Origin of the sequence: Akkermansia muciniphila (assembly GCF_040616545.1) — a bacterium.
GTDB lineage: Bacteria > Verrucomicrobiota > Verrucomicrobiia > Verrucomicrobiales > Akkermansiaceae > Akkermansia > Akkermansia muciniphila_E.
On sequence record NZ_CP156688.1, the window covers coordinates 2,542,514 to 2,561,796 of the forward strand.

13 protein-coding genes and 1 tRNA gene are annotated in these 19,283 nt (G+C 54.8%); 4 read left to right on the forward strand and 10 right to left on the reverse strand.

The window, feature by feature from the left end; translation table 11 throughout:
• Nucleotides 1–87: 87 nt before the first annotated feature.
• The gene (locus ABGM91_RS10315) at nucleotides 88–3,630 is read right to left on the reverse strand and encodes an adenosylcobalamin-dependent ribonucleoside-diphosphate reductase (protein WP_354832099.1); all 3,543 of its coding nucleotides are present in this window, start codon (nucleotides 3,628–3,630) and stop codon (nucleotides 88–90) included.
• Between the two features lie 686 nt (nucleotides 3,631–4,316).
• Here ABGM91_RS10315 and ABGM91_RS10320 point away from each other — a divergent pair.
• Nucleotides 4,317–5,690: a hypothetical protein gene (locus ABGM91_RS10320; protein ID WP_354832101.1), complete on the forward strand. Its 1,374-nt coding sequence runs from the start codon at nucleotides 4,317–4,319 to the stop codon at nucleotides 5,688–5,690.
• Nucleotides 5,691–5,725: 35 nt separating this feature from the next.
• Here ABGM91_RS10320 and ABGM91_RS10325 read toward each other — a convergent pair whose 3' ends face one another.
• On the reverse strand, nucleotides 5,726–6,442 hold the full coding sequence (locus ABGM91_RS10325) for a TIGR02206 family membrane protein (RefSeq protein WP_354832103.1): 717 nt from the start codon (nucleotides 6,440–6,442) through the stop codon (nucleotides 5,726–5,728).
• Nucleotides 6,443–6,545: 103 nt separating this feature from the next.
• Between ABGM91_RS10325 and ABGM91_RS10330 the strand changes: the two genes are divergently transcribed.
• Entirely contained in the window at nucleotides 6,546–7,058 is a 513-nt protein-coding gene (locus tag ABGM91_RS10330; RefSeq protein WP_290565157.1) for a thioredoxin family protein, read from the forward strand.
• Between the two features lie 216 nt (nucleotides 7,059–7,274).
• Here the strand turns inward: ABGM91_RS10330 and ABGM91_RS10335 are convergent, their stop codons facing one another.
• Nucleotides 7,275–7,424 (reverse strand): hypothetical protein, encoded by a 150-nt coding sequence (locus tag ABGM91_RS10335; RefSeq protein ID WP_354832105.1) that lies wholly within the window; start codon nucleotides 7,422–7,424, stop codon nucleotides 7,275–7,277.
• An 88-nt stretch (nucleotides 7,425–7,512) separates the two neighbouring features.
• Between ABGM91_RS10335 and ABGM91_RS10340 the strand changes: the two genes are divergently transcribed.
• Together ABGM91_RS10340 and ABGM91_RS10345 are read left to right on the forward strand one after the other, a co-directional pair.
• Nucleotides 7,513–8,391: a T6SS effector amidase Tae4 family protein gene (locus ABGM91_RS10340; RefSeq protein WP_354832107.1), complete on the forward strand. Its 879-nt coding sequence runs from the start codon at nucleotides 7,513–7,515 to the stop codon at nucleotides 8,389–8,391.
• Nucleotides 8,392–8,483: 92 nt separating this feature from the next.
• Entirely contained in the window at nucleotides 8,484–9,083 is a 600-nt protein-coding gene (locus ABGM91_RS10345; protein ID WP_354832109.1) for a hypothetical protein, read from the forward strand.
• Between the two features lie 191 nt (nucleotides 9,084–9,274).
• Here the strand turns inward: ABGM91_RS10345 and ABGM91_RS10350 are convergent, their stop codons facing one another.
• The 7 genes from ABGM91_RS10350 to ABGM91_RS10380 all read right to left on the reverse strand — a co-directional run bounded on the left by ABGM91_RS10350 (nucleotide 9,275) and on the right by ABGM91_RS10380 (nucleotide 19,097).
• The gene (locus tag ABGM91_RS10350) at nucleotides 9,275–10,492 is read right to left on the reverse strand and encodes an aspartate kinase (RefSeq protein WP_354832111.1); all 1,218 of its coding nucleotides are present in this window, start codon (nucleotides 10,490–10,492) and stop codon (nucleotides 9,275–9,277) included.
• Nucleotides 10,493–10,512: 20 nt separating this feature from the next.
• Nucleotides 10,513–11,841 carry a homoserine dehydrogenase gene (locus ABGM91_RS10355; RefSeq protein WP_354832113.1) on the reverse strand — a complete coding sequence of 443 codons (1,329 nt, stop codon included), beginning with the start codon at nucleotides 11,839–11,841 and terminating at the stop codon, nucleotides 10,513–10,515.
• Between the two features lie 284 nt (nucleotides 11,842–12,125).
• Complete coding sequence (locus ABGM91_RS10360; RefSeq protein ID WP_354832115.1) at nucleotides 12,126–12,491, reverse strand: hypothetical protein; 366 nt, start codon at nucleotides 12,489–12,491, stop codon at nucleotides 12,126–12,128.
• Between the two features lie 399 nt (nucleotides 12,492–12,890).
• Nucleotides 12,891–12,965 (reverse strand) — tRNA-Gln (locus ABGM91_RS10365).
• Between the two features lie 162 nt (nucleotides 12,966–13,127).
• Nucleotides 13,128–16,277, reverse strand: coding sequence for a type I restriction endonuclease subunit R (locus ABGM91_RS10370; RefSeq protein ID WP_354832117.1), 3,150 nt, complete (start codon nucleotides 16,275–16,277; stop codon nucleotides 13,128–13,130).
• A gap of 188 nt (nucleotides 16,278–16,465) precedes the next feature.
• Nucleotides 16,466–17,602: a restriction endonuclease subunit S gene (locus ABGM91_RS10375; protein ID WP_354832119.1), complete on the reverse strand. Its 1,137-nt coding sequence runs from the start codon at nucleotides 17,600–17,602 to the stop codon at nucleotides 16,466–16,468.
• Nucleotides 17,592–19,097, reverse strand: a complete 1,506-nt coding sequence (locus ABGM91_RS10380) for a class I SAM-dependent DNA methyltransferase (RefSeq protein ID WP_354832121.1) — start codon at nucleotides 19,095–19,097, stop codon at nucleotides 17,592–17,594. The genes ABGM91_RS10375 and ABGM91_RS10380 overlap by 11 nt, the downstream gene beginning before the upstream one ends.
• Between the last annotated feature and the right edge of the window lie 186 nt (nucleotides 19,098–19,283).

A 19,283-nucleotide genomic window follows, 5' to 3' on the forward strand; every position in this document is an offset into this window, starting at 1 on the left:
GTGAATTGGTGTTGGGAAAAGCATCAGCAAGGCGGAACCCGGAAGCTGGCCGGGTTCCGCCTGGAAAGAATGGATGCGGGAATATGTTTATTCCCCGCAGCCGCCGTCCTTGTAGCCGCAGGAGCGGCAGGACTTGCACTTGCCGTCCTGGACGTAGGCCAGGGAATGGCACTGCGGGCACAGGGAGGCTCCGTTGAGCATCGTCCCTTCCGGCGCCTTGCCTGCGGGAATTTCCGGAAGAGCCGGGGGCTGGGTATGAACCGGAGTGGTGATGATGCGGGGGGGCAGCACGCTCACCGTGGTGTCCGGAGACTGGCCGGGAAGGCTGACGCTCGGGATGGAGAACACGTCCCGCAGGCGGTAGCCGTTGCTTTCCGGGAAGAGCCATGCCAGAATCTTGGCGATCAGGTCCACCACGGAGGCGCAGGAGCGGATTTCCGTGCAGGTGTCCGCCTCCGTATCGTCCCCCACGCGGCAGAAGCCGGAGGGCTCAAAGGAGTAATTGCGGAAGCCCTTGACCACTTCCTTGAGCGGCACGCCGAACTGGAGGGCTGTGGAGAGCAGCTTGCAATAAGCTTCAAACATGCCGGAGGCGAAGGAGCCCACCTGGCCCAGGCGCCCGAAGACTTCCCCGCAGGTGCCGTCCGCATAAACGCCCACCGTCAGGTAGCCCGTGAGCTGGCCGCCCACGGAGAACTTCACGGTCTGGCCCAGGCGGCGGCCGGGCAGCTTGCGCTGGCGCGGCTTGGAGGCTTCCGCGATGATCTCGTCAATGGCTTCCGTTCCGGCGTTCACGAGCTGTTCCCAGACGTGGTTGGCCTTGAACATGCGAGTTTCCGGCGTATCCACCACGTAAACGGCGTTCGCCTTGGACCCGGCGCGGAAAATGGCGATGCACTTCACGCCCAGGTCATGGGACATGATGAGGGAATCGTAGACTTCCTGCACGGTGGCGGAGACGGGCATGTTCACCGTCTTGGAGCACGCGCCGGAAATGAAGGGCTGGAGGGCGCCCAACATCAGCACGTGCCCGGCGGGGGAGATGGCCCGGACGCCGTTGCCGTTGGTGGCGGCGCAGTCAAAGACCGGGAGGTCCTTCTTGTCCAGCCACGGAATGGATTCAATGTGGGCCGAGCCGTTGACCACGGTCAGTTCGTCCGCCGTCAGCACGGACATGTTGGCCGGGTTGCTGATGTAGGCCACCTTTTCCTGAATTTCACTGCGGGATTCCGTGCCGGAGAGCAGGCGGCGCCACGCGAGGCGCACGGGGCCGGCCTGGTCGTTGCAGGGGTCCACGATGATCTGGTTCACCACGGCGTCCATATTCCCCTGGAAGGCGGAGATCAGGCCGTCCAGGCCGGCTACTTCCAGGGCGGCTTCATTGACGAAGTCTTCCGGATACCCCAGGGAACGGAGGCCTTCCAGAGCCAGGCGGTTGAACATTTTCAGGGAGCCGCCGCCAGCAAGCTGCTTCCACTTCACCAGCGTGTAGTCCGGTTCAATGGAGGTGGTGCCTTCATCATAACAGCCCAGCGGGGCGGAGATGGTGCCCGTGGGGGCCATGACGGAAACAAAGGCGTTGCGGTGCGCCGTGGCCTTGGCGGCCTTCGCCCACATGCTGGAGGCCGCTTCCGCCAGCTTGGCGGCGGGGGCGATGCGCTCCTTGTTCATCATGGTGGGCGCCTTGAAGCTCTTGAGGTACGCGTGCAGGGCATAGGAGGCGGTCAGCCCCTGCGCTTCCGGCAGCGTTCCCCCGGCGTTGGCGATGATGTTTTCAATCAGGTCGTCCAGAGCCTTGGAATCCTTCTGGGCGGGCAGGGCGGTAGCCAGCTTCTGGGCCGCGTTATGCAGGCGCAGCACGGCCAGCAGGTCCTTCTTGCTGGCGGGGTATTCCACATAGGAGCCCAGTTCCGCGCCCATCTCCGCGGAGGCCGTCCAGCAGGCCGCCGTCAGGGCGCTGCAAAGCTGGGAGGAAATCCAGCGGCCTTCATCGGAATCATACGGAACGCCCAGGGCCATCAGGGAGCCGCCCACGTTGGCGAAGCCGATGCCCGTGGTGCGGTACTTGTAGGTTCCTTCCGCGATCTCTTCAATCGGGAAGCCGCCGCGTTCCACATTCAGGTCCGCGCAGACCATCGCCAGGCGCGCGGCATGGGTCAGGGCGTCCGCATCAAAGACGGGCTTGCCGTCCTCTCCCTTCGTCAGGAAGCGGTAGGCGTTGAAGGAGGAAAGGTTGCAGCTCGTGTTGTTCAGGAAGACGTATTCGGAGCAGGGGTTGGACGTGGTGATGGAGCCGATGGACTTGACGGGGTTCCACAGGTTGATCACGTCATTGTTGTGCACGCCGGGCTCCCCGTTTTCCCAGATGGACTTGGCCATGGCTTCCAGCAGCTCCTGGGCGCGGAAGGTCTGTTCAATGTGGGCCGGGTTCGTGACCCAGCGCGTGTAGGTGTTGCCGTTGTTGGCAAGCGCCTGCCAGAAGTCCCCTTTCAGGGAGACGGAGTGGTTCGCGTTCTGGTGGGAAAGCGTTTCCCCGTACAGCAGGGCGTCCATGTGCGGGTCAAAGCTGTTCCGCGTAGCCAGGGGCAGGGAAAGGATGAGGCGCGCGGCGGCTTTTTCCGCCGGGGTGCCGGCCACCAGCTTGGTCTCTGCAATCTGCTTCAGCTCCACATGCACGTTGTGCTCGCGCAGGATCACCTTGGCAATGTCTTCCTGGCGGTTTTTCGTGTTGATGAATTCGAAAATGTCCGGGTGGTCGCTGAACATCAGCACCATGCGCGCGGCGCGGCGCGTCTTGCCGCCGGACTTGATGGCTCCGGCCATGCGGTCCCAGCCGCGGTCAAAGGAGATGGGGCCGGAGGAGCGGCCCTTCCCGCTGATGGGCTCCTTGGAGGAACGGAGGGTGGAAAGGTTGATGCCCACACCGGAACCGGAGGCGAAGATGCGGCCTTCCGTGGTCAGGTGGTCCAGAATGTCCTCCATGCTGTCCCCCACTTCCGTCAGGAAGCAGGCGGAGCACTGGGGATACTCATACGTGGACTGGACCGTGAAGGTTTTCAGGTTGTTCTTGGTGCCCTTGGTATGGTAGGCCTTGTTGCCGTGGCCGGTATAGTTTTCCCGCAGGTCCGGGCGGCCCCAGCGCCATTGTTCCCAGTGGCCGATGTTGAACCAGACGGGGGAGTTGGGGGCCCAGATCTGCTGCACCAGCATAGCCTTGATTTCCTCATTGAAAATCTCCGCGTCCTCCAGCGTGGCGAAGTAGCCTTCCTCCCAGCCCCACACGGTGTAGGTGTTGGAAATGCGGTCGTAAATATTGCGGAAGCTGTCTTCATATTCCAGGGACCCCGGTTCACTGCCGAAGAGGTACTTGTCCGCCGTGATCTTCACGGCATTGTCATCCCAGTGGGCGGGGGCTTCCAGTCCCAGGCGCTCGTAAATGGTCTTTCCGGTCTTCCAGTCCATGATGCGCACGTCGCGGCGCGTCCAGTCCACTTCATCATAAGGGTGGACTTCATTGTGGGAAAATCTTCTGGTGAATTTCAAACCGCCCAGCAGGTCCTTCCTCTGGGGGAGGATGATTTCCTGTCCTGTGCGGAGTTTAAGCGTAGTTTGCGAGTTGTCTGTAGTCATGGCTTGCGAAATGGAAAGCATTTGGGAGGAGCCTCCCGGGAGCAGCGCTCCGTCGCGGGGTTGGGGCGGCGCGTAGCGTGTGCATTATCTACTGAAAAATAATCGCGATGAAAAGGAAATATTGTACAGTCTTTTTTCATGTGTGCCACATCTTGTGTTTTCTCTCCCTTTATGAGAAATTACGCTCCTCTCTTGCGTAAATTTTTTTCGTCCGGCTGACACTGCTTTTTTTTCGCTTGACGCACCCCTTCCTTCGGAACGTTCTGCATCCCTTCCTGCGGTACTTCTTTCATGGGAACTCCCGGCAATAAGAAGGTGTTAACAGCCCTTGAAAAGGTGGAATCAGCGGGTATTTCAAGGCATGCCGCGGCTCATGGGAAATATCTGTTGTGTTTTATCAATGAATGAATTGTGATGTTTACTAACATGAGACTTCCCTGGATTGCTCCTGATGGTTTTCCGCGTGGGTGAAACCGGATTCCCTGATGTGGCGTGCCGGAGCTTTTCATGTTTTCCGGAAACCGGGGCATCTTGCCGGAACCTTGGCAGAAGTCGGGAACTCCGCCTTTCCGGAGTCCGGAACGGTTTTTCCGCCCTCCGCCTTTGTCCCGGCAAAGCCAGGGGCCTTTTTCATGTTCCTTAAATCAGCCTTGATGAACGGAATGGGAAACGTTATTTTAAAGGTCATGAGATTAGCTACCCTCATCTGGCTGGCCAGCGCCGCATGTTGCATGCCTGGCATGGCTGCGGAGCCTGAGCGGCATGAACAGCCCGCTGCGGGAAAAGCGCTGCAACGCCAGCCGCGTGACCTCTCCATCCAAAGCGTTGCCCCGGTGCCGGGCCTCCCGGTACCCATGGACCTGGCGCAGGCGGACGGCATCCGCCTGAACGCCCTGGACGTTACCGTAGCCCTGAAACAGCACCAGGCTTTTCTGGTTTACACCTGCGCGCTGGACATTCCCAGGGGGGTGAAGGGGAAGACCATCTCCGTGGGCGTGCCGTTCCAGTATGCCCCGCCGGATGAGCAGGCCAATGCCGCCACGCCGGAACCCCTGCGCATCCTTCCGTTCACCAAGGCAGTGCAGGATGTCGTGACGTCCGTGGATGACTTGAAATGTGATTTCTCCCTGGTGGAAGGGAAGCATCTCCAGGCGGACGCCCCCACCATGTCCCCCGTAGCCGGAATTACCCACTGGCTGGTGGCCCAGGTTCCCAACAAGGCGGGGACCCACGTGCTCACCTTCCAGTTCTCCGTACCCTATATACAGGATACCGTCATCACTCCGGACCCGAAAGTCACGGTGGGGGAACCCCGCCTGACGCTGCTCACCTCCCCGGTCATGACCTGGACCGGAGGCACGCCCAAGGCGGTGGTGAATGTGTACAGCTCTGAAATGACCAACCAGTCCGTCAAGCTGGACCCCTCCGCGGACGCCAAATCCATCGTGACCACGCCCAAGGGCGTTTTCACCTGGTCCCTGCTGGGCGCGGACGGCCGTCCCTATGCTCCTTCCGTGGTGCTGGCGCCCGGACCCTCCTGGGTGTTGGACAAGGACGGGCACGTCACCATCCGCGGTGAAAAAGGGAAGCTTACGGACCAGTATGAGGTGACGGCCAGCTCCACCCTGGACAAGGACCCCTACGGCGCCCCGTGCTCACCGGACAACCTGAAGAACGGCACCGGATACTGGGCGGAAGGCGTTTCCGGAGACGGCCAGGGGGAAACGCTGGAGCTCAAGCTCAGGAACCCGGGGCGTTTGCTCGGCATCATGCTGGAAACCGGCATCTCCCCGGTGACTAATCCGGCCAGGGATTCGGAGGCGCGTCGGCACCCCAACATCGCCTACTCCATGTTCAGCCGCCCCAAGGGCATCCAGGTGACGCTGAACGGGGATTACACCTTTGACGCCACGCTGCGGGATGACTGGACGCCCCAGATTGTGGTTCCTCCCTATTACAGGCAGCCTGTCCGCACCATTAAAATCAGGATAGACTCCAGCTATCCCGGTACCGGCACATCTGACACCTACATAGGCATCCTCAAGCCGATCGTCAAATAAAAGGGCGCGTCCCGTGCCTTCCTGCCTTCCTTCTGTTATTGGAACAGGGAGCTGCCCGTGCGGCCCTTGGGATAATGGCGGAAGGGTAGCGTAAGCAGATACATCAGCGCAAGCGCCGGAACCTGCATCCACAGCAGGTACCAGGGCCACGGGCCAAGCAGGTCCAGCACGGAGCCGCCCGCCGGAGTAGCGACCGTGAAGCCGTAATTGGTCCCCAGGAGCATGTTGGCCGGATGGACAACGGCCAGATACACGTTGGCGAACAAAAGAGCCCACAGGAAGTCCCAGCGCGCCGGCTTCCATTCCAGGGCCAGCGGCAGGTAAAGGGCCGTGATGACCGTCACGCCGTGGGAAAGGAAGAAGGCAAAATACGTCCAGGACGGGAAATCATGGGCAACGGAAGGAGTGACGAGTCCCTGAAAAGTGGCGCACAGCACGCAGTAATACACGATGGAACGCAGCAGGCGGGAGGGTATCCACAGGCTCAGGGCGCACAGCACCTGCATGACGGAGCAGAAATGCAGGGGGAGCATCCATGCCCAGCCCTTTTCCGGTTCATCCGCCAGCATGGCGGCCAGGTCCGGAACCAGGCTGAACAGGCAGGCGATGCCCAACCAGAACGTAGTGCGGTTCCGTATGGCTTTCTTGTAGGACTGGCCCAGTTCCATGATGCACAATCCCGCCGCCAGGAGAACGGCCAGAGCCGCCCAGTGGGAAACCCCTGCGAATTCCAGTGGAGGGATGCCGTTCATTCAACGGCTACCATAACAGATGGAGGGGCCCCGGGGCAACGTGAAAAGCGGGACGGGTTTCAGTCTTGCAAATTTGCCCTTCCCGGGCATACTTGCCGGCGGAATGAAACAGGGCTTGTTCATAGGGGTCAGCGCTTTGCTGATGATGGCCGGTCTGACCGGATGCGACGATTCCAGTGAACGGCGCGCCCGTTATGCGGAGAAGAAGCCTGCTCCGCGTCCCCTGGAAAGAACGTTTGATCCTCCCAGAAAAGTTCTTCCGCCCGCCGCGCCCGTGAAAAAGGCGCCTGCGTGGATGGATTACAAGGGGGAGGACATGCGGCAGTTGACGGAACTTTCAGGCCGCAAGGTGCTGATTGTCTTTTACGCTCCGTGGAGCCGCCCTGCCATGGACTACGTCCAGGCGGTCAAATCCTACGCTGCGGCGCAGGACGGCAAGGCGTTTGCCGTGCTGATTGACGCGGATGCCTATCCGGACGTGGCCCGCAAGTACGGGCTGGAAGCCGTCCCCCTGACGCTTCTGTACCTGGAGGGAATGAAGCTGAAGGAAATGGTGGGCGCCCTTTCCGCGCCGCGCCTGAACGAACTGATTGAGCAGACGATACGGGTGCAGTAAAGGAATTGCCTTTGCGGGCCTCTGCATGGTTACGGGGAAAATAACCAATTCCCTGGCCCATGGACACTCGTCAATAGTTCGGAGAGGTATATTCCTTCTGGAGGCGCTTCTTATATTTTGTATTGGAAGCGGTTTGACGGAATTCCGGGATGTACGGGCGGAAGGCGCATTTACTTCTTCCCGGGCGGAGAGAGTGGAATGTTTAATCATTGACCATCAATGCTTGTATTTTTGATGCCCTTTATTTTCGCCTGATTTCTGCGCCGTTTCAGCCCTTTCCCTGCCTGCCGAATACGCGTTGAACGTGTTGATGGGGAGTGGGAAATCTTTCAAGGTGGCCAGGAACTGAATGGTCAGTTCATTCAACAATAAATGAATTGAAAACATAAACACTATGGCTATATCAACTATACCATTTCACCCGCTCGACGCTGAGAATAATCCTCGTTACAAGGTGAAGAAAAAAGACGCTCCCAAAATCGTCTGGCACAAGACGGAAGAAACCGGCGTCCATGACTGGGAAGGATACATCCGTGTTCCCTTTGACAAGGAATGCGCCTTTACCATTCAGATGGACGACAACGGTTACCTGGAAATAGACAACCAGAAAGTGGTGGAACTCAAGGACGGCAACTCATCCAAGAAGGCAGAGGGCAAGAAGGAACTCAAGCAAGGTTACCATTACGTCAAGCTCCATCATGAGAACCTGAAGGTTCCGGATTCTATTGCCCCTTATCCCAATGCGGAAGAATTCGTTCCTGAAATGGATGGGGCTGACCTGGAACTCTGGGAAATTGATGCTCCCGTCAATCTCTGGAAGACGGAGGATGCCCAGAAACTGCTGAAATGCTACAATGTGGTGGATTATGTCACCATGCCCAATCCTGGACAGGTTTGGTCCTATATCGGAGGGTGGCTCTATCAGGCACACCTGAAGGAAATTGAGGACAATGTCCCTGAGCAATTGCGCAACTATTATAACAGCTGCGCCTTGCGAATGAGTATCGCGTTGAGTTCCTTCGGGAAGGACTTGAAGAACGAAGCAGGAGCGGAGCTCATCGGGGACAAGGCGAACGCCGATGCGCTGGGAGGTAAAACCCACGTTATCACCCGTGCAAGGGACATGGCTGCTTATGTGCAAAAGCTCCTGGGCGACCCTGACTATGCCGACGGCCAGGATACAGGCTATTGCAGCCCGCAGCCGGGCGACATTATTGTGTTTGCCGGAAAGGGCCACGTAGGCATGTGTCCGGGAGACAACATCTCCATTGGCAGTTTCCTGACTGGCCCCATTTGGTTAATCAATCGGGCGACATTGAAAGACGCTGAATAATTCATCAACTTCTTTTTTTACGGAGCGGATGCTTTTAAAGCATTCGCTCCGTTTTTGAACATAATGGGAAAGAAAGTAATCTACCCATTTCTATGGTTAAAAACCCACTCTTTTATTGTTTGCTTTCCGGACTGGTAACCGTATCGGCCGGCGCGGCGCCATCTCCCCCCTCCTTTCCCACGCAGGCTGAAGTGGCCGGGGATGCTTCTCTTTACAGCCCGGCCATGCACCTGCGGAAAAGCGACATTCTCCTGGCGGTTATTATTTATAAGACGGTAGAAACGGACCAGGAGGTAACGTACTACGCCCGCGTCGTCCAATCTCTCCGGGGAGACATTCCCGTGGAGGCTTTGATCCAGTGGAGCTGGTCTGCCAATAAACACTCTGCGGTCAGCTTCTCTAAACCGGAACCGGGCAGCCCCCCTAAAACGGAACTGTATTCCGGTAATTATATGTATTATATCCTTGCCTCCTCCAAGGAAGTAAAAAAACTGCCGGACACGCCGGAATCTTTTGCCCCCGCGGGCAGTATCCCCGGCCTGGATTCCTATCATCTGGGAGACGACGTCATTTACTTCCCGGTGACGGAGAGCGACCGGGGCCGGGCTATAAGGAAACTCCTTCATATCGAACCCGCCAGAATCACCGCAGAATCGGAGGCTGCCCGCTTCCAGCCCTCTTCCGGCAAATAACGTCTTACTCTTTTTTCTCTCCCTCTTTCCGGCAGGCCCTTCCTTGTTGCCCGGGCATGTTTCATCCCCCATCCCGTTCCTTTCAGGAAGCAGGCCTTTTTGTATTTCAGCATTCCTCCTGTCCCGGACAGGGGAATACATGAAAAACCGGTTCACGTTTCCGTGAACCGGTCCTGAAAAAGGGGGAAGGGTTAAACGCCCAGATTGAACGCCCTGTGCACCACCCGGGCCGCTTCCTCAATGTCTGACTCGTCCACCATCACGGCAATCTTGATCTCCGAGGTGGAAATCATGCCGGTCTTGATGTTGGCGTCCGCCAGGGCCTTGAACGCGGTGGCGCCCACGCCGGAATGGGAACGCATGCCGATGCCCACCAGGGAAAGCTTGGCAAGGCCCGCTTCCGTTTCCACCTTCACGGTGGAGCCCAGGGCGGCCATGACCGGCTTGAGGGCGGCCTGGGCGCGGCCCAGTTCATTGGACGGCATGGTGAAGGACTGGCGGACGTAGCCGTCATGCGCGGTATTGGCCAGAATCATGTCCAGGTTAATTTCCGCCTCAGCCAGGGCGCCCAGCACCTGGGCCGTATAGCCGATCTGGTCCGGAATGCCGGTGATGGTGACGCGGGCCTGGTTGCGGTCAATGGAGATGCCGCGGATGACGACGGCTTCCATGGAGGGAGTTTCTTCTTGCACGATTGTACCGGGGTTGTTGTTCATGGAGTTGCGAACTTCAAAGACGACGCCGAATTTTTTGGCGAATTCCACGGAGCGCGACTGCATCACCTTGGAACCGTTGGAGGCCATCTCCAGCATCTCGTCATATGAAAGGGTTTGTATTTTCTTGGCGTCTTTCACCACGCGGGGGTCGCAGGTGTACACGCCGTCCACATCTGTAAAAATCTGGCACACGTCCGCCTTCAGCGCGGCCGCGATGGCGATGGCGGAAAGGTCAGACCCCCCGCGGCCCAGCGTCTGGACCATTCCTTCCTCCGTAGCCCCCTGGAAGCCGGCGCAGATGAGGATGTTGCCTTCCTGCAGGTACTTGTTCATCAGCGTGGGGTTGATGCTGTGGATGCGTCCGCGCGTATGGTTGCCGAAGGTGGTGATGCCCGCCTGCGCCCCCGTGAAGGACATGGCTTTTTCCCCCAGCTCGTGAAGGGCCATGCAGAGCAGGGCGATGGACTGCTGCTCGCCGGTGGCCATCAGCACGTCCAGTTCGCGTTCACAGGGGGATTCGGACAGCTCCCTGGCAAGGCTGATCAGCTTGTCCGTCACGCCGCTCATGGCGGAAACGACGGCCACCACCTGGTTGCCGTCCCTGGCGGTATCATGGATGCGGTGCGCCACATTGCGGATGCGGTCAATGGTGCCGACGGAGCTGCCTCCGAATTTTTGAACGATAAGAGCCATGTAACAGGATGATAATGTGGTTAGGATTGAGGAAGAAGATGTTCAATGCGGAGCACGCGGGGATCCGCCGCCACGCAGGAAATGCGCGCAATTTCCTCCAGGGCCTTCTGGAGCTGGCCCCACGGGCAGGAGTGAAGGATGAAAACGAGGTCGTTCCAGGGGGCTCCGTCTTCATCAATATGGCTGGGGGCGGAAGAGGTGGCGGAAATGCCGATGCCGAAGGTTGCCAGGATGCGGGCTATTTCCGCAATGACGCCGGGCTGGTCTGCCACCTGGAAGCGGACGTAGTACGGAGTGACCGTGTCGTTGATGTGCATGATTCCGCATGCCTTGGCATACGGATTGAAGCCCGTATGGTACTCCGGATAGCGGCTTTCACGCATGGCGGTGATCACGTCGCTGATGACGGCGGAGGCCGTGGGGTTCTTGCCCGCTCCGCGTCCGTAGAACAGCGTTTCCCCTACAATGTCTCCCGTGACGGAAATGGCGTTGAACACGCCGTTCACGGAGGCCAGGATGTGCCAGTCATGGACAAAGCAGGGCTGCACGCGCAGTTCCAGGGCGTCTTCCTGCCCTTCATGGTAGCGGATGACGACGAGAAGCTTGATCGTATAGCCCAGCTTCTTGGCGAACTCGAAATCGCGGCTGGTGATGTTCTCAATGCCGCTCACGTAAATCTTGTCCGGGGAAATGGTGGTGCCGTACGCCAGCATCGCCAGGATGAGGGCCTTGTGGGCGGCGTCCCAGCCGTTCACGTCCAGGGAGGGGTCTTCCTCCGCAAAGCCCAGCTTCTGGGCCTGGACCAGGGCGTCCGCATAATCCGCCCCGTGTTCCCCCATGGCGGAAAGGATGTAATTGGACGTCCCGTTGATGATGCCCACAATGGAACTGATATGGTTGCAGATCAGGGAATTCTGAAGGCTCTGGATAATCGGGATGCCGCCCCCGGCGGAAGCTTCAAAATAAATGGGCGTGCCCATCTCCGCGGAAAGCTTGAAAATCTCCGCACCGTACTCCGCCAGAAGGGCCTTGTTCCCCGTGACGACGGGCTTTCCGGCGCGCAGGGCCAGCGTCACCAGGTCGTAAGCCTGGCGCGTGCCGCCGATCAGCTCAATGACGATATCAATTTCCGGATCATTCACCAGGTCGTTCCAGTCGTCCGTCAGCAATTCCCGCGGAACGGCGGTTTCCCTGGGTTTTTCCAGATTGCGCACGGCGATGCGCTTGATCCTGAAAGGAATCTTGCTCCGGGCTTCCAGGAGGGCATGGTTGCGGCACAGCGTTTCATACACGCCGGAACCGACCGTTCCCAGCCCAGCAAGCCCAAGTTGTATAGGTTTTTCCGTCATTCCTGCGGGGCGATTATGCAAAAAAATCCCTGTAACGCAAGAGCTTTTACCGTTCCGGAATGCCTCGTAATCGCCGCCCCTCCATATCCGCTCAACAGGGCTGTCAAGAACGTGCGGTTCTTCCATAATCCGGAGTCAACGGGTGTCTTGACAATGGGTTCCGTCTGCAAGGCGTCATGACCGGAAAAAACTCTGATAGAGACCATGGAACCCTTCAGAAAATCACAACAGTAGCGTATCCAGGATTATCCGCTGTTATCTGATATTAGCGGAACGGCGTTCATCTAGGGTAGCTGCCTGAAAGCCGGGGCGCACATGTCGCCGCGGGTGATTTTACCATTGCTGATTTTTAACTGTAGCATGACGACTTTGACGATATCCGGCATAGATTGTTCCAGATCAATTTCGATCAGGGTATCGGAATAGCGCGTATCTTTGACGTTTATATTGCAGTTGCTGCGTTTGATGGCGTTAAACTTGCCTGTTAGATAATCGACATAGGCATCTGCTCCGCGCATGGTATCAAAGACCCATTGTGAGGCGTATTCAAAATCGGCGGCTAATACATCACGAAGTCCGTCTGTGGAACGTTCTTCCCATGCGTTGGCAACGAGTAAGGCTATTTCTTTAGCGTTACGTAAGGTATTCATAGAAAAGGCAATTCGAAATCAGGCTAAATTTTGTCGGAATTATCTTCTTTAATCTTATTCCCACTTCAGTTGTCTGATTTGTCTCCATCCGGTTATTGAATAAGAAAACATTATAAATGTTTAACATTCCAATTCCATCACCTGACGGATGATCATCCTCACAACAAAACTATTCTATACAGCCCCGTATATTTCAATGGGACAAAATCAACCAATCCGCTTTATAATAAATCGAAATTATTTACTTTAGTCTTGTTTCGTTGATCTTTCTGGTTTTGCACAGGAGCAATTTACTGGCTGTCAATAGCCAGAATATTCTGAAAATCTTACAGCAAGACTATTCTACGTAATTCCGTAATAAATTAAGCTCCCTTTCAAATTGTCTAAAAAAGAAAAAAATGGCAGCCCCACCAGGACTCGAACCTAGAAATACTGAACCAAAATCAGGTGTGTTACCAATTACACTATGGGGCTGTCTGCTCAGGCATTTCTGCCGTTGCGGGGCGCAGTAAACCACACGGGGCGCAGTCTGACAAGAGAAAAAATCCGAACGGCGGGAATATGCCTCTCCGGCGATGCCCGGAACAGGAGGATGCGGATTCCATTTTCCTTCCCTGGTTGAGTATCTTGCCATGATCAGCTGTTGACCCCGTATTGTTCCGGATCTTCCGCTACTTTGGGGGCTCCCTCATCCTCGGAAAAATCATTCAAATAACTCTTTTTCCTGACATCCATGATGTTGTCCGCCCACAGCTCACACTGGCTCATGACGGTTTGAAGAGCCTCCGGCACATCATCGGGCGGGTACTTGTATTTTTTCAAAAGACGTTTGATCATGGTGCGCATTTTTGCCCGCGCCTGGGTGCGCTTTTGCCAGTCGATGGTGCTGTTTCTGCGCAGAGCCTCCGTCAGTTCCCTGCTCACGGCGATCAGCTCGTTATTTTTATAGAAATCCTTAACGGCCTGCGGCCTGTTCAGCGCGTCGTAAAAAGCTTCTTCTTCGGGGGAAAGGCCATGATTTCTTCCTTCCTTGCGGGCTTCCGCCATCTGTTTCGCGAGTTTCAGCATCTCCGCAATGACTTCTTCATTGGTAATTAACCCATTGATGTAGGAATTAATCAGCCGCTGCATCTTTTTGCTGAATTTTTCCGACTTGACGATGTTGGTCCTCTTGTAAATGGAGACCTGTTCCAGAATCAGTTTTTTAAGCAATTCCAGGGCAAGGTTCTTTTCCTTCATCCTCGCAATTTCCTCCAGAAACGTTGGGTCAAAAAGAGAAAACTCCCTGGAAACATCGGAAAACAAATTGATGACGCCTTCGCTCCGGATGCTTTGTTTTAACAGTGCGTTAATTCTGTCGTTCATCTCCTTCAGGGAAATTTTCTTCCCGGCCCCCGCGCTTCTGAGCCTTTGCACCAGAACCCGGACGGACTCAAAGAAGGCGGCTTCGAAACGGTCGGTTTCCTGGGTGATGGAGGCGCACAGGGACAGGGCCTGGCGCAGCATCAGCGCTTCCCTGAGGAAACATTCCTGTTTCTTTTCCTTATCCCTGCCAATGATAAAATTAACCGCTCCGCTGATGCATCTGGCACGTTCAAGATCAGTACCCATCGTGAATCCGGAATAGTCAAATCCATGGAACAGATCCCGGCAGATGCTGAGTTTTTCCAGAAACTTGGGATGGGCCGCTTTGGCCACGTCGGTATCTCCGTAGTTGGCTTTATCCCGGCCTGTGTAATCATTCATCGCCTGCTTCAGGGCGGAAGCGATGCCCACATAATCCACCACCAGCCCCCCTTCCTTGTCGCCGAACACGCGGTTGACGCGGGCAATGGCCTGCATGAGGTTATGGCCGCTCATCGGCTTGTAGACATACATGGTCGCCAGGGAGGGCACGTCAAACCCGGTCAGCCACATATCCACCACAATGGCGATTTTCATCGGGCTGTCATTATCCTTGAACTCCCTGGCCAATTCATTTTTGTAGCTCTTATTGCCGATGATTTCCCTCCATTCTTCCGGATCATTATTTCCGGAAGTCATCACCACCTTTGCCTTTTCTGTCCATTCCGGGCGCAATTCCAGCATGCGCCGGTAAATTTTCATGGCGATGGGGCGGGAATAAGCCACAATCATGGCCTTGCCCGTCAGCAGACCTTCCCGGTAATGCTCATAGTGATCCAGAATGTCGTGGACAAGGGAATCAATGGTGTTGTCATTGCCCAGAATGGCTTCCATTTGCCCCAGCTGCCGCTTGCTGCGTTCAATCACGTCCGGGTCGGAGTTGGCGGCCATGAGCTCGTATTCGTCATCAATCCGCTTCAGGGTTTCCTGATCCAGATTCAGTTTGATCACCCGGCTTTCATAGTAAACCGGGCGGGTGGCTCCGTCCTCAACCGCCTGAGTCATGTCATAGACGTCAATGTAGTCCCCGAACACTTCGCGGGTGCTTCTGTCTTTGGTGGAGACGGGAGTTCCCGTAAAGCCGATATAGGTGGCATTCGGCAGGCTGTTGCGGATGATGCGCGCCGTGCCGACAACTCTTTTGGCAATTTTCTCGCCTTCTTCATTTGTGGAAATCCTGATCTTTTCCGCCAGCCCGTATTGCCCCCGGTGGGCCTCATCCGCCATGACGATGATATTTCTGCGTTCGGAAAGAGCCTCATGGGATTCCTCAAACTTCTGCATGGTGGTAAAGAAAATCCCGTTGGCTTTCCTCCCCTGTAAAAGTTTTTTCAGGTGTTCCCTGCTTTCTGCCCGGATGGGTTCCTGCCTCAGGAAGCCCTTGCATTTGGCGAATTGCCCGTATAACTGGTCGTCCAGGTCGTTCCTGTCGGTAAGCACAACGATGGTCGGGCTTTCCAGCGCCTCTTGCAGGAGGTGGGCGTAAAAGACCATGGACAGTGATTTGCCGCTCCCCTGCGTATGCCAGAACACCCCGCCCTTGCCGTCGGTAAGAGTGGCGTTCCGGGTAGATTCAATGGCTTTTTTAACGGCAAAATACTGGTGGTAGCCCGCCAGTATTTTCACGGTCTCTTTTCCGTTATTGGAAAAACAGATAAAGTTTTTAAGAATATCCAGCAGGCGTTGTTTCCGGAACAGTCCCTCGAAAAAGGTGTCAAACTGGGCGAACCTGGTATTTTCATAACTGCCGTCTACCGTTTTCCATTCCATGAAACGGTCTTCTCCGGAGGTGATGGTTCCGGCCTTGGAAGTCATTTGGTCGCTCATCACGCAAATGGCGTTGTAAACAAACATGGAGGGGATTTCCTTCATGTAATTGCGGAGCTGCCGGTAGGCTTCGGAAGCGTCCGTCTCTTCCCGGGAAGGAGATTTCAACTCAACAAGCACGACAGGCAGGCCGTTCAGGAACAGAATCATGTCCGGCCTCTTGCAGCTGTTTTCCATGAATGTCCATTGATTGGCCACAACAAAGGAATTATTGTCCGGATTGTTGTAATCCGCCAGGTAGACAATGTCGGAACGCACTTCGCCCTTGTCGCGGTATTGTACGGAAATTCCGTTTTGAAGATAGTTCATAAACACGGCATTCCGCTGTACAAGCTCTCCATTATCAATATTTTTTAATTTGTTGAGCGCTTCCGTCACAGCCTCTTCCGGCAAAGCGGGGTTTAAGTGGAAAATGGCGCTTTTCAATTCATCTTCATAAAAGGGAAGGTGATAGTCTCGCTCCACGTCGGGTCCGTAAACGTAGGTGTAGCCCATGTTCTGAAATAGTTCCACTACAGACTTTTCATAGCTGTCTTCTGTGTATGCTCCTGCCATCTGAATGCGTACTTCAAGGTTGATGATGAATGTAATTATACAACTCTCTGTTGAAAATCAATCATTTTGTGATGGGGAGGGATCTTGAAATATTGGTTGTTATGATATTGATATGTTGTTAAACAAATTGAAGCGAGAATAGGCTGAACAGGCCAATCATTGATCCGGCTAAATGATAATTTAGTAGCTTAGATTTGAATATTAGAGACGTCAATTTCGCCGGACATGAGTTTGGGTAAAAGAATATCTCGCATCACAGCCAATTTCTTGTTTTCAAAGATATTCGATACAATTATTCTTATCATTGGGGCTGTAAGTGTGTCAAAGTCGTCCAAAGTAGAAGTGTCAGGTAGTGCAATTTCAAATGCATCGAAGTCTTTCTTCCCAATATGAATAACTGTCGTTGCCACTTGAGTTTGTTCAATCGCATGAAGTAGAGGCTTTATCGTGAAATAAAGGAAGGCTTTTCCGTTTGGACGCTTATTTTCAAATACACATACTCGTTGATTGAGCCATGCCTCATCATTTCCCCAAATGTACGGACGAAACTCACCATCCATACCAACAACGATGTCTCCTGGTTGCAACAAATAACCTTTGGGATGAACTTCGGTAGTATATGTTGCGAATTGCTGATCCTTCAAGTCACGAATACGAATGATTGGCTTCCCAATTCCATCTGTATTAAATAGCTTGGACTTAAATGGCGCACCATAAATGATATTTGCCAGTTCGTAAATATCGGTCTGTACCCAAGATTCCGGCTTTGTGCTGTCAAAGGGGGCAAAATCTACAAACCAAAATTTGTAGAGTACCTTCATTTGCTCAAGTAAATTATCATTTATATTCGAATTAAGCTGTATTTTTTCATCAAATGCCTCCAAAATTCTTGCTATTTTTTCCTGTTCTTTATAAGTAAATTCTGGAACCTCATATTTCATTATGGCGGCCTTATCTCCACGAGGCATCTTCGTGCCTTTGGATGTAATCATCGAATAATTGAAAAATGTATCATCCGTAAGCACATAATAGAGAAATTTCTTGCTGATGCCGTCTTTCGCTCTCAATACCAGAACATCGTTGGAGCATCCTCCATTAAATTCAGCAAACCATATTTTTTTGAAATATGGTCGAATATTTGATACTAAAACATCTCCTACTTGAAACGACTGCGTCTGTGCCACACAGGGGAGTGAGTATGCTGAGGTGATGCCACCTTTGTTAGAAATCATATTTTCTGTAGATATGTAGTTCTCATATCCCAGGGAAGCCACATCAACTTTGCCCCGGACATAGTCGCATATATCCGAAAGATTATATTTCATACCCGATGGCCCCCAGTCGTTCCTTAATTTCTGTTTCCAGTTTGTGGGATTTCTCGAAGAGTCCGGACAGTTCGGAAGTCAAACGGGCCATTTTTTCTTCAAAAGGTTCTCCGTCGTCTTCCTGTTCCTCAATTCCGACGTAGCGGCCGGGGGTGAGGATGTAGTCCTGCCGTTTGATTGTTTCCAGATCCGCGATGGCGCAGAACCCCTTGATTTCCTCCAGAGAGCCTTTCTGGAAGGCTTCAAAGGTATCGGCCAGTTTCCGGATATCTTCCTCTGAAAAGTCGCGGTGCTTGCGGGTGACCATGGTTCCCATTTTCCGGGCGTCAATGAACAGCGTTTTGCCTTTCTGCCTCTTGTTTTTGCCGATGAACCAGAGGGTTACGGGAATGGTCACGCTGTAGAAGAGGTTGGGGGGCAGGGCGACGATGCCTTCCACCAAATCCGCCTCAATGATGTTTTTGCGGATTTCTCCCTCGCCGGAAGACTGGGTGGACAGGGAGCCGTTGGCCAGCACCAGCCCGATTTTCCCGTTCGGGGCAAGGTGGTGGATCATGTGCTGGATCCAGGCGTAGTTGGCGTTGCCCGCGGGGGGGATGCCGTATTTCCAGCGGACGTCGTCCCGCAGCTGGGCCTGCCCCCAGTTGGAGAGGTTGAAGGGAGGGTTGGCCATGATGAAGTCCGCCTTAAGGGAGGAATGCAGGTCATTGAAGAAGGTATCCGCCTGGTGAGGGCCGAAGTCGGCTTCAATGCCCCGGATGGCCATGTTGATTTTTGCCATTTTCCAGGTATCCGCATTGCTTTCCTGCCCGTAAACGGCGATGCCGTCTTTCCGCCCGCTGTGAGCCTGAAGGAATTTGACGCTCTGCACGAACATGCCTCCGGAGCCGCAGCACGGGTCGTAAATCCGGCAGTTGTCAAAGGGTTTCAAGATGGCGACGATGGTTTTGACGATGCTGGCGGGGGTGTAGAATTCGCCGCCTTTCACGCCTTCATAGGAGGCGAACTGGGCGATGCAGTATTCATAGGTTCTGCCCAGCAGGTCTTTCCCCGCCTCAGCATCCCCCATGTCCATATTGGTGAAGATGTCCACGACGTTGCCCAGCACCCGTTTTTCCAGATCCGGGCTGGCGTAGTTCTTGGGAAGGACATTTTTCAGGCTCCTGTTTTCGGTTTCGATGGCAAGCATGGCTTCATCAATGACCTTGCCGATTTCTTCCGTGTGCGCCGCCGCGGCCACGGCGGACCAGCGCGCTTTTTCCGGAACAAAGAAGATATTGTCCGCCAGATATTCGTCACGGTCATTTTCAAAGCCTTCCCCTTCCGCCAGAAGCGCCTGGAATTTCCGTTCAAAGGCGCAGGAGATGTAGCGCAGGAAAATCAGTCCGACGATGACTTTGCGATAGTCTGCGGCGGGGATGTGCCCCCACAGTTCGCAGGCGGCGTCCCATATTTGTTTTTCAAAGCCAATGTTGGCGTTATTTTTTTCAGCCATTGCAGTTACGGTTGTACGGGAGGGAAGTTTAGGGAGGATGACGGAACGCGTCAAGATTCAAGGGAGAGGGGGCCGGACAGGGAGACTACGGGGCTATTCTCCTTCCTCCGGATTTTATGCTTGAAAGAACGCCTTTGGCTTTCAACGCCCCGGTGATATTTTCCCGGAAGCTCAAGCCGGTTAAGG

Coding starts and splice junctions, on each gene's coding strand:
- ABGM91_RS10315 (WP_354832099.1), bottom strand. CDS start 3,630: ATGACTACAGACAACTCGCAAACTACGCTTAAACTCCGCACAGGACAG.
- ABGM91_RS10325 (WP_354832103.1), bottom strand. CDS start 6,442: ATGAACGGCATCCCTCCACTGGAATTCGCAGGGGTTTCCCACTGGGCG.
- ABGM91_RS10320 (WP_354832101.1), top strand. CDS start 4,317: ATGAGATTAGCTACCCTCATCTGGCTGGCCAGCGCCGCATGTTGCATG.
- ABGM91_RS10330 (WP_290565157.1), top strand. CDS start 6,546: ATGAAACAGGGCTTGTTCATAGGGGTCAGCGCTTTGCTGATGATGGCC.
- ABGM91_RS10350 (WP_354832111.1), bottom strand. CDS start 10,492: ATGGCTCTTATCGTTCAAAAATTCGGAGGCAGCTCCGTCGGCACCATT.
- ABGM91_RS10370 (WP_354832117.1), bottom strand. CDS start 16,277: ATGGCAGGAGCATACACAGAAGACAGCTATGAAAAGTCTGTAGTGGAA.
- ABGM91_RS10345 (WP_354832109.1), top strand. CDS start 8,484: ATGGTTAAAAACCCACTCTTTTATTGTTTGCTTTCCGGACTGGTAACC.
- ABGM91_RS10360 (WP_354832115.1), bottom strand. CDS start 12,491: ATGAATACCTTACGTAACGCTAAAGAAATAGCCTTACTCGTTGCCAAC.
- ABGM91_RS10375 (WP_354832119.1), bottom strand. CDS start 17,602: ATGAAATATAATCTTTCGGATATATGCGACTATGTCCGGGGCAAAGTT.
- ABGM91_RS10355 (WP_354832113.1), bottom strand. CDS start 11,841: ATGACGGAAAAACCTATACAACTTGGGCTTGCTGGGCTGGGAACGGTC.
- ABGM91_RS10380 (WP_354832121.1), bottom strand. CDS start 19,097: ATGGCTGAAAAAAATAACGCCAACATTGGCTTTGAAAAACAAATATGG.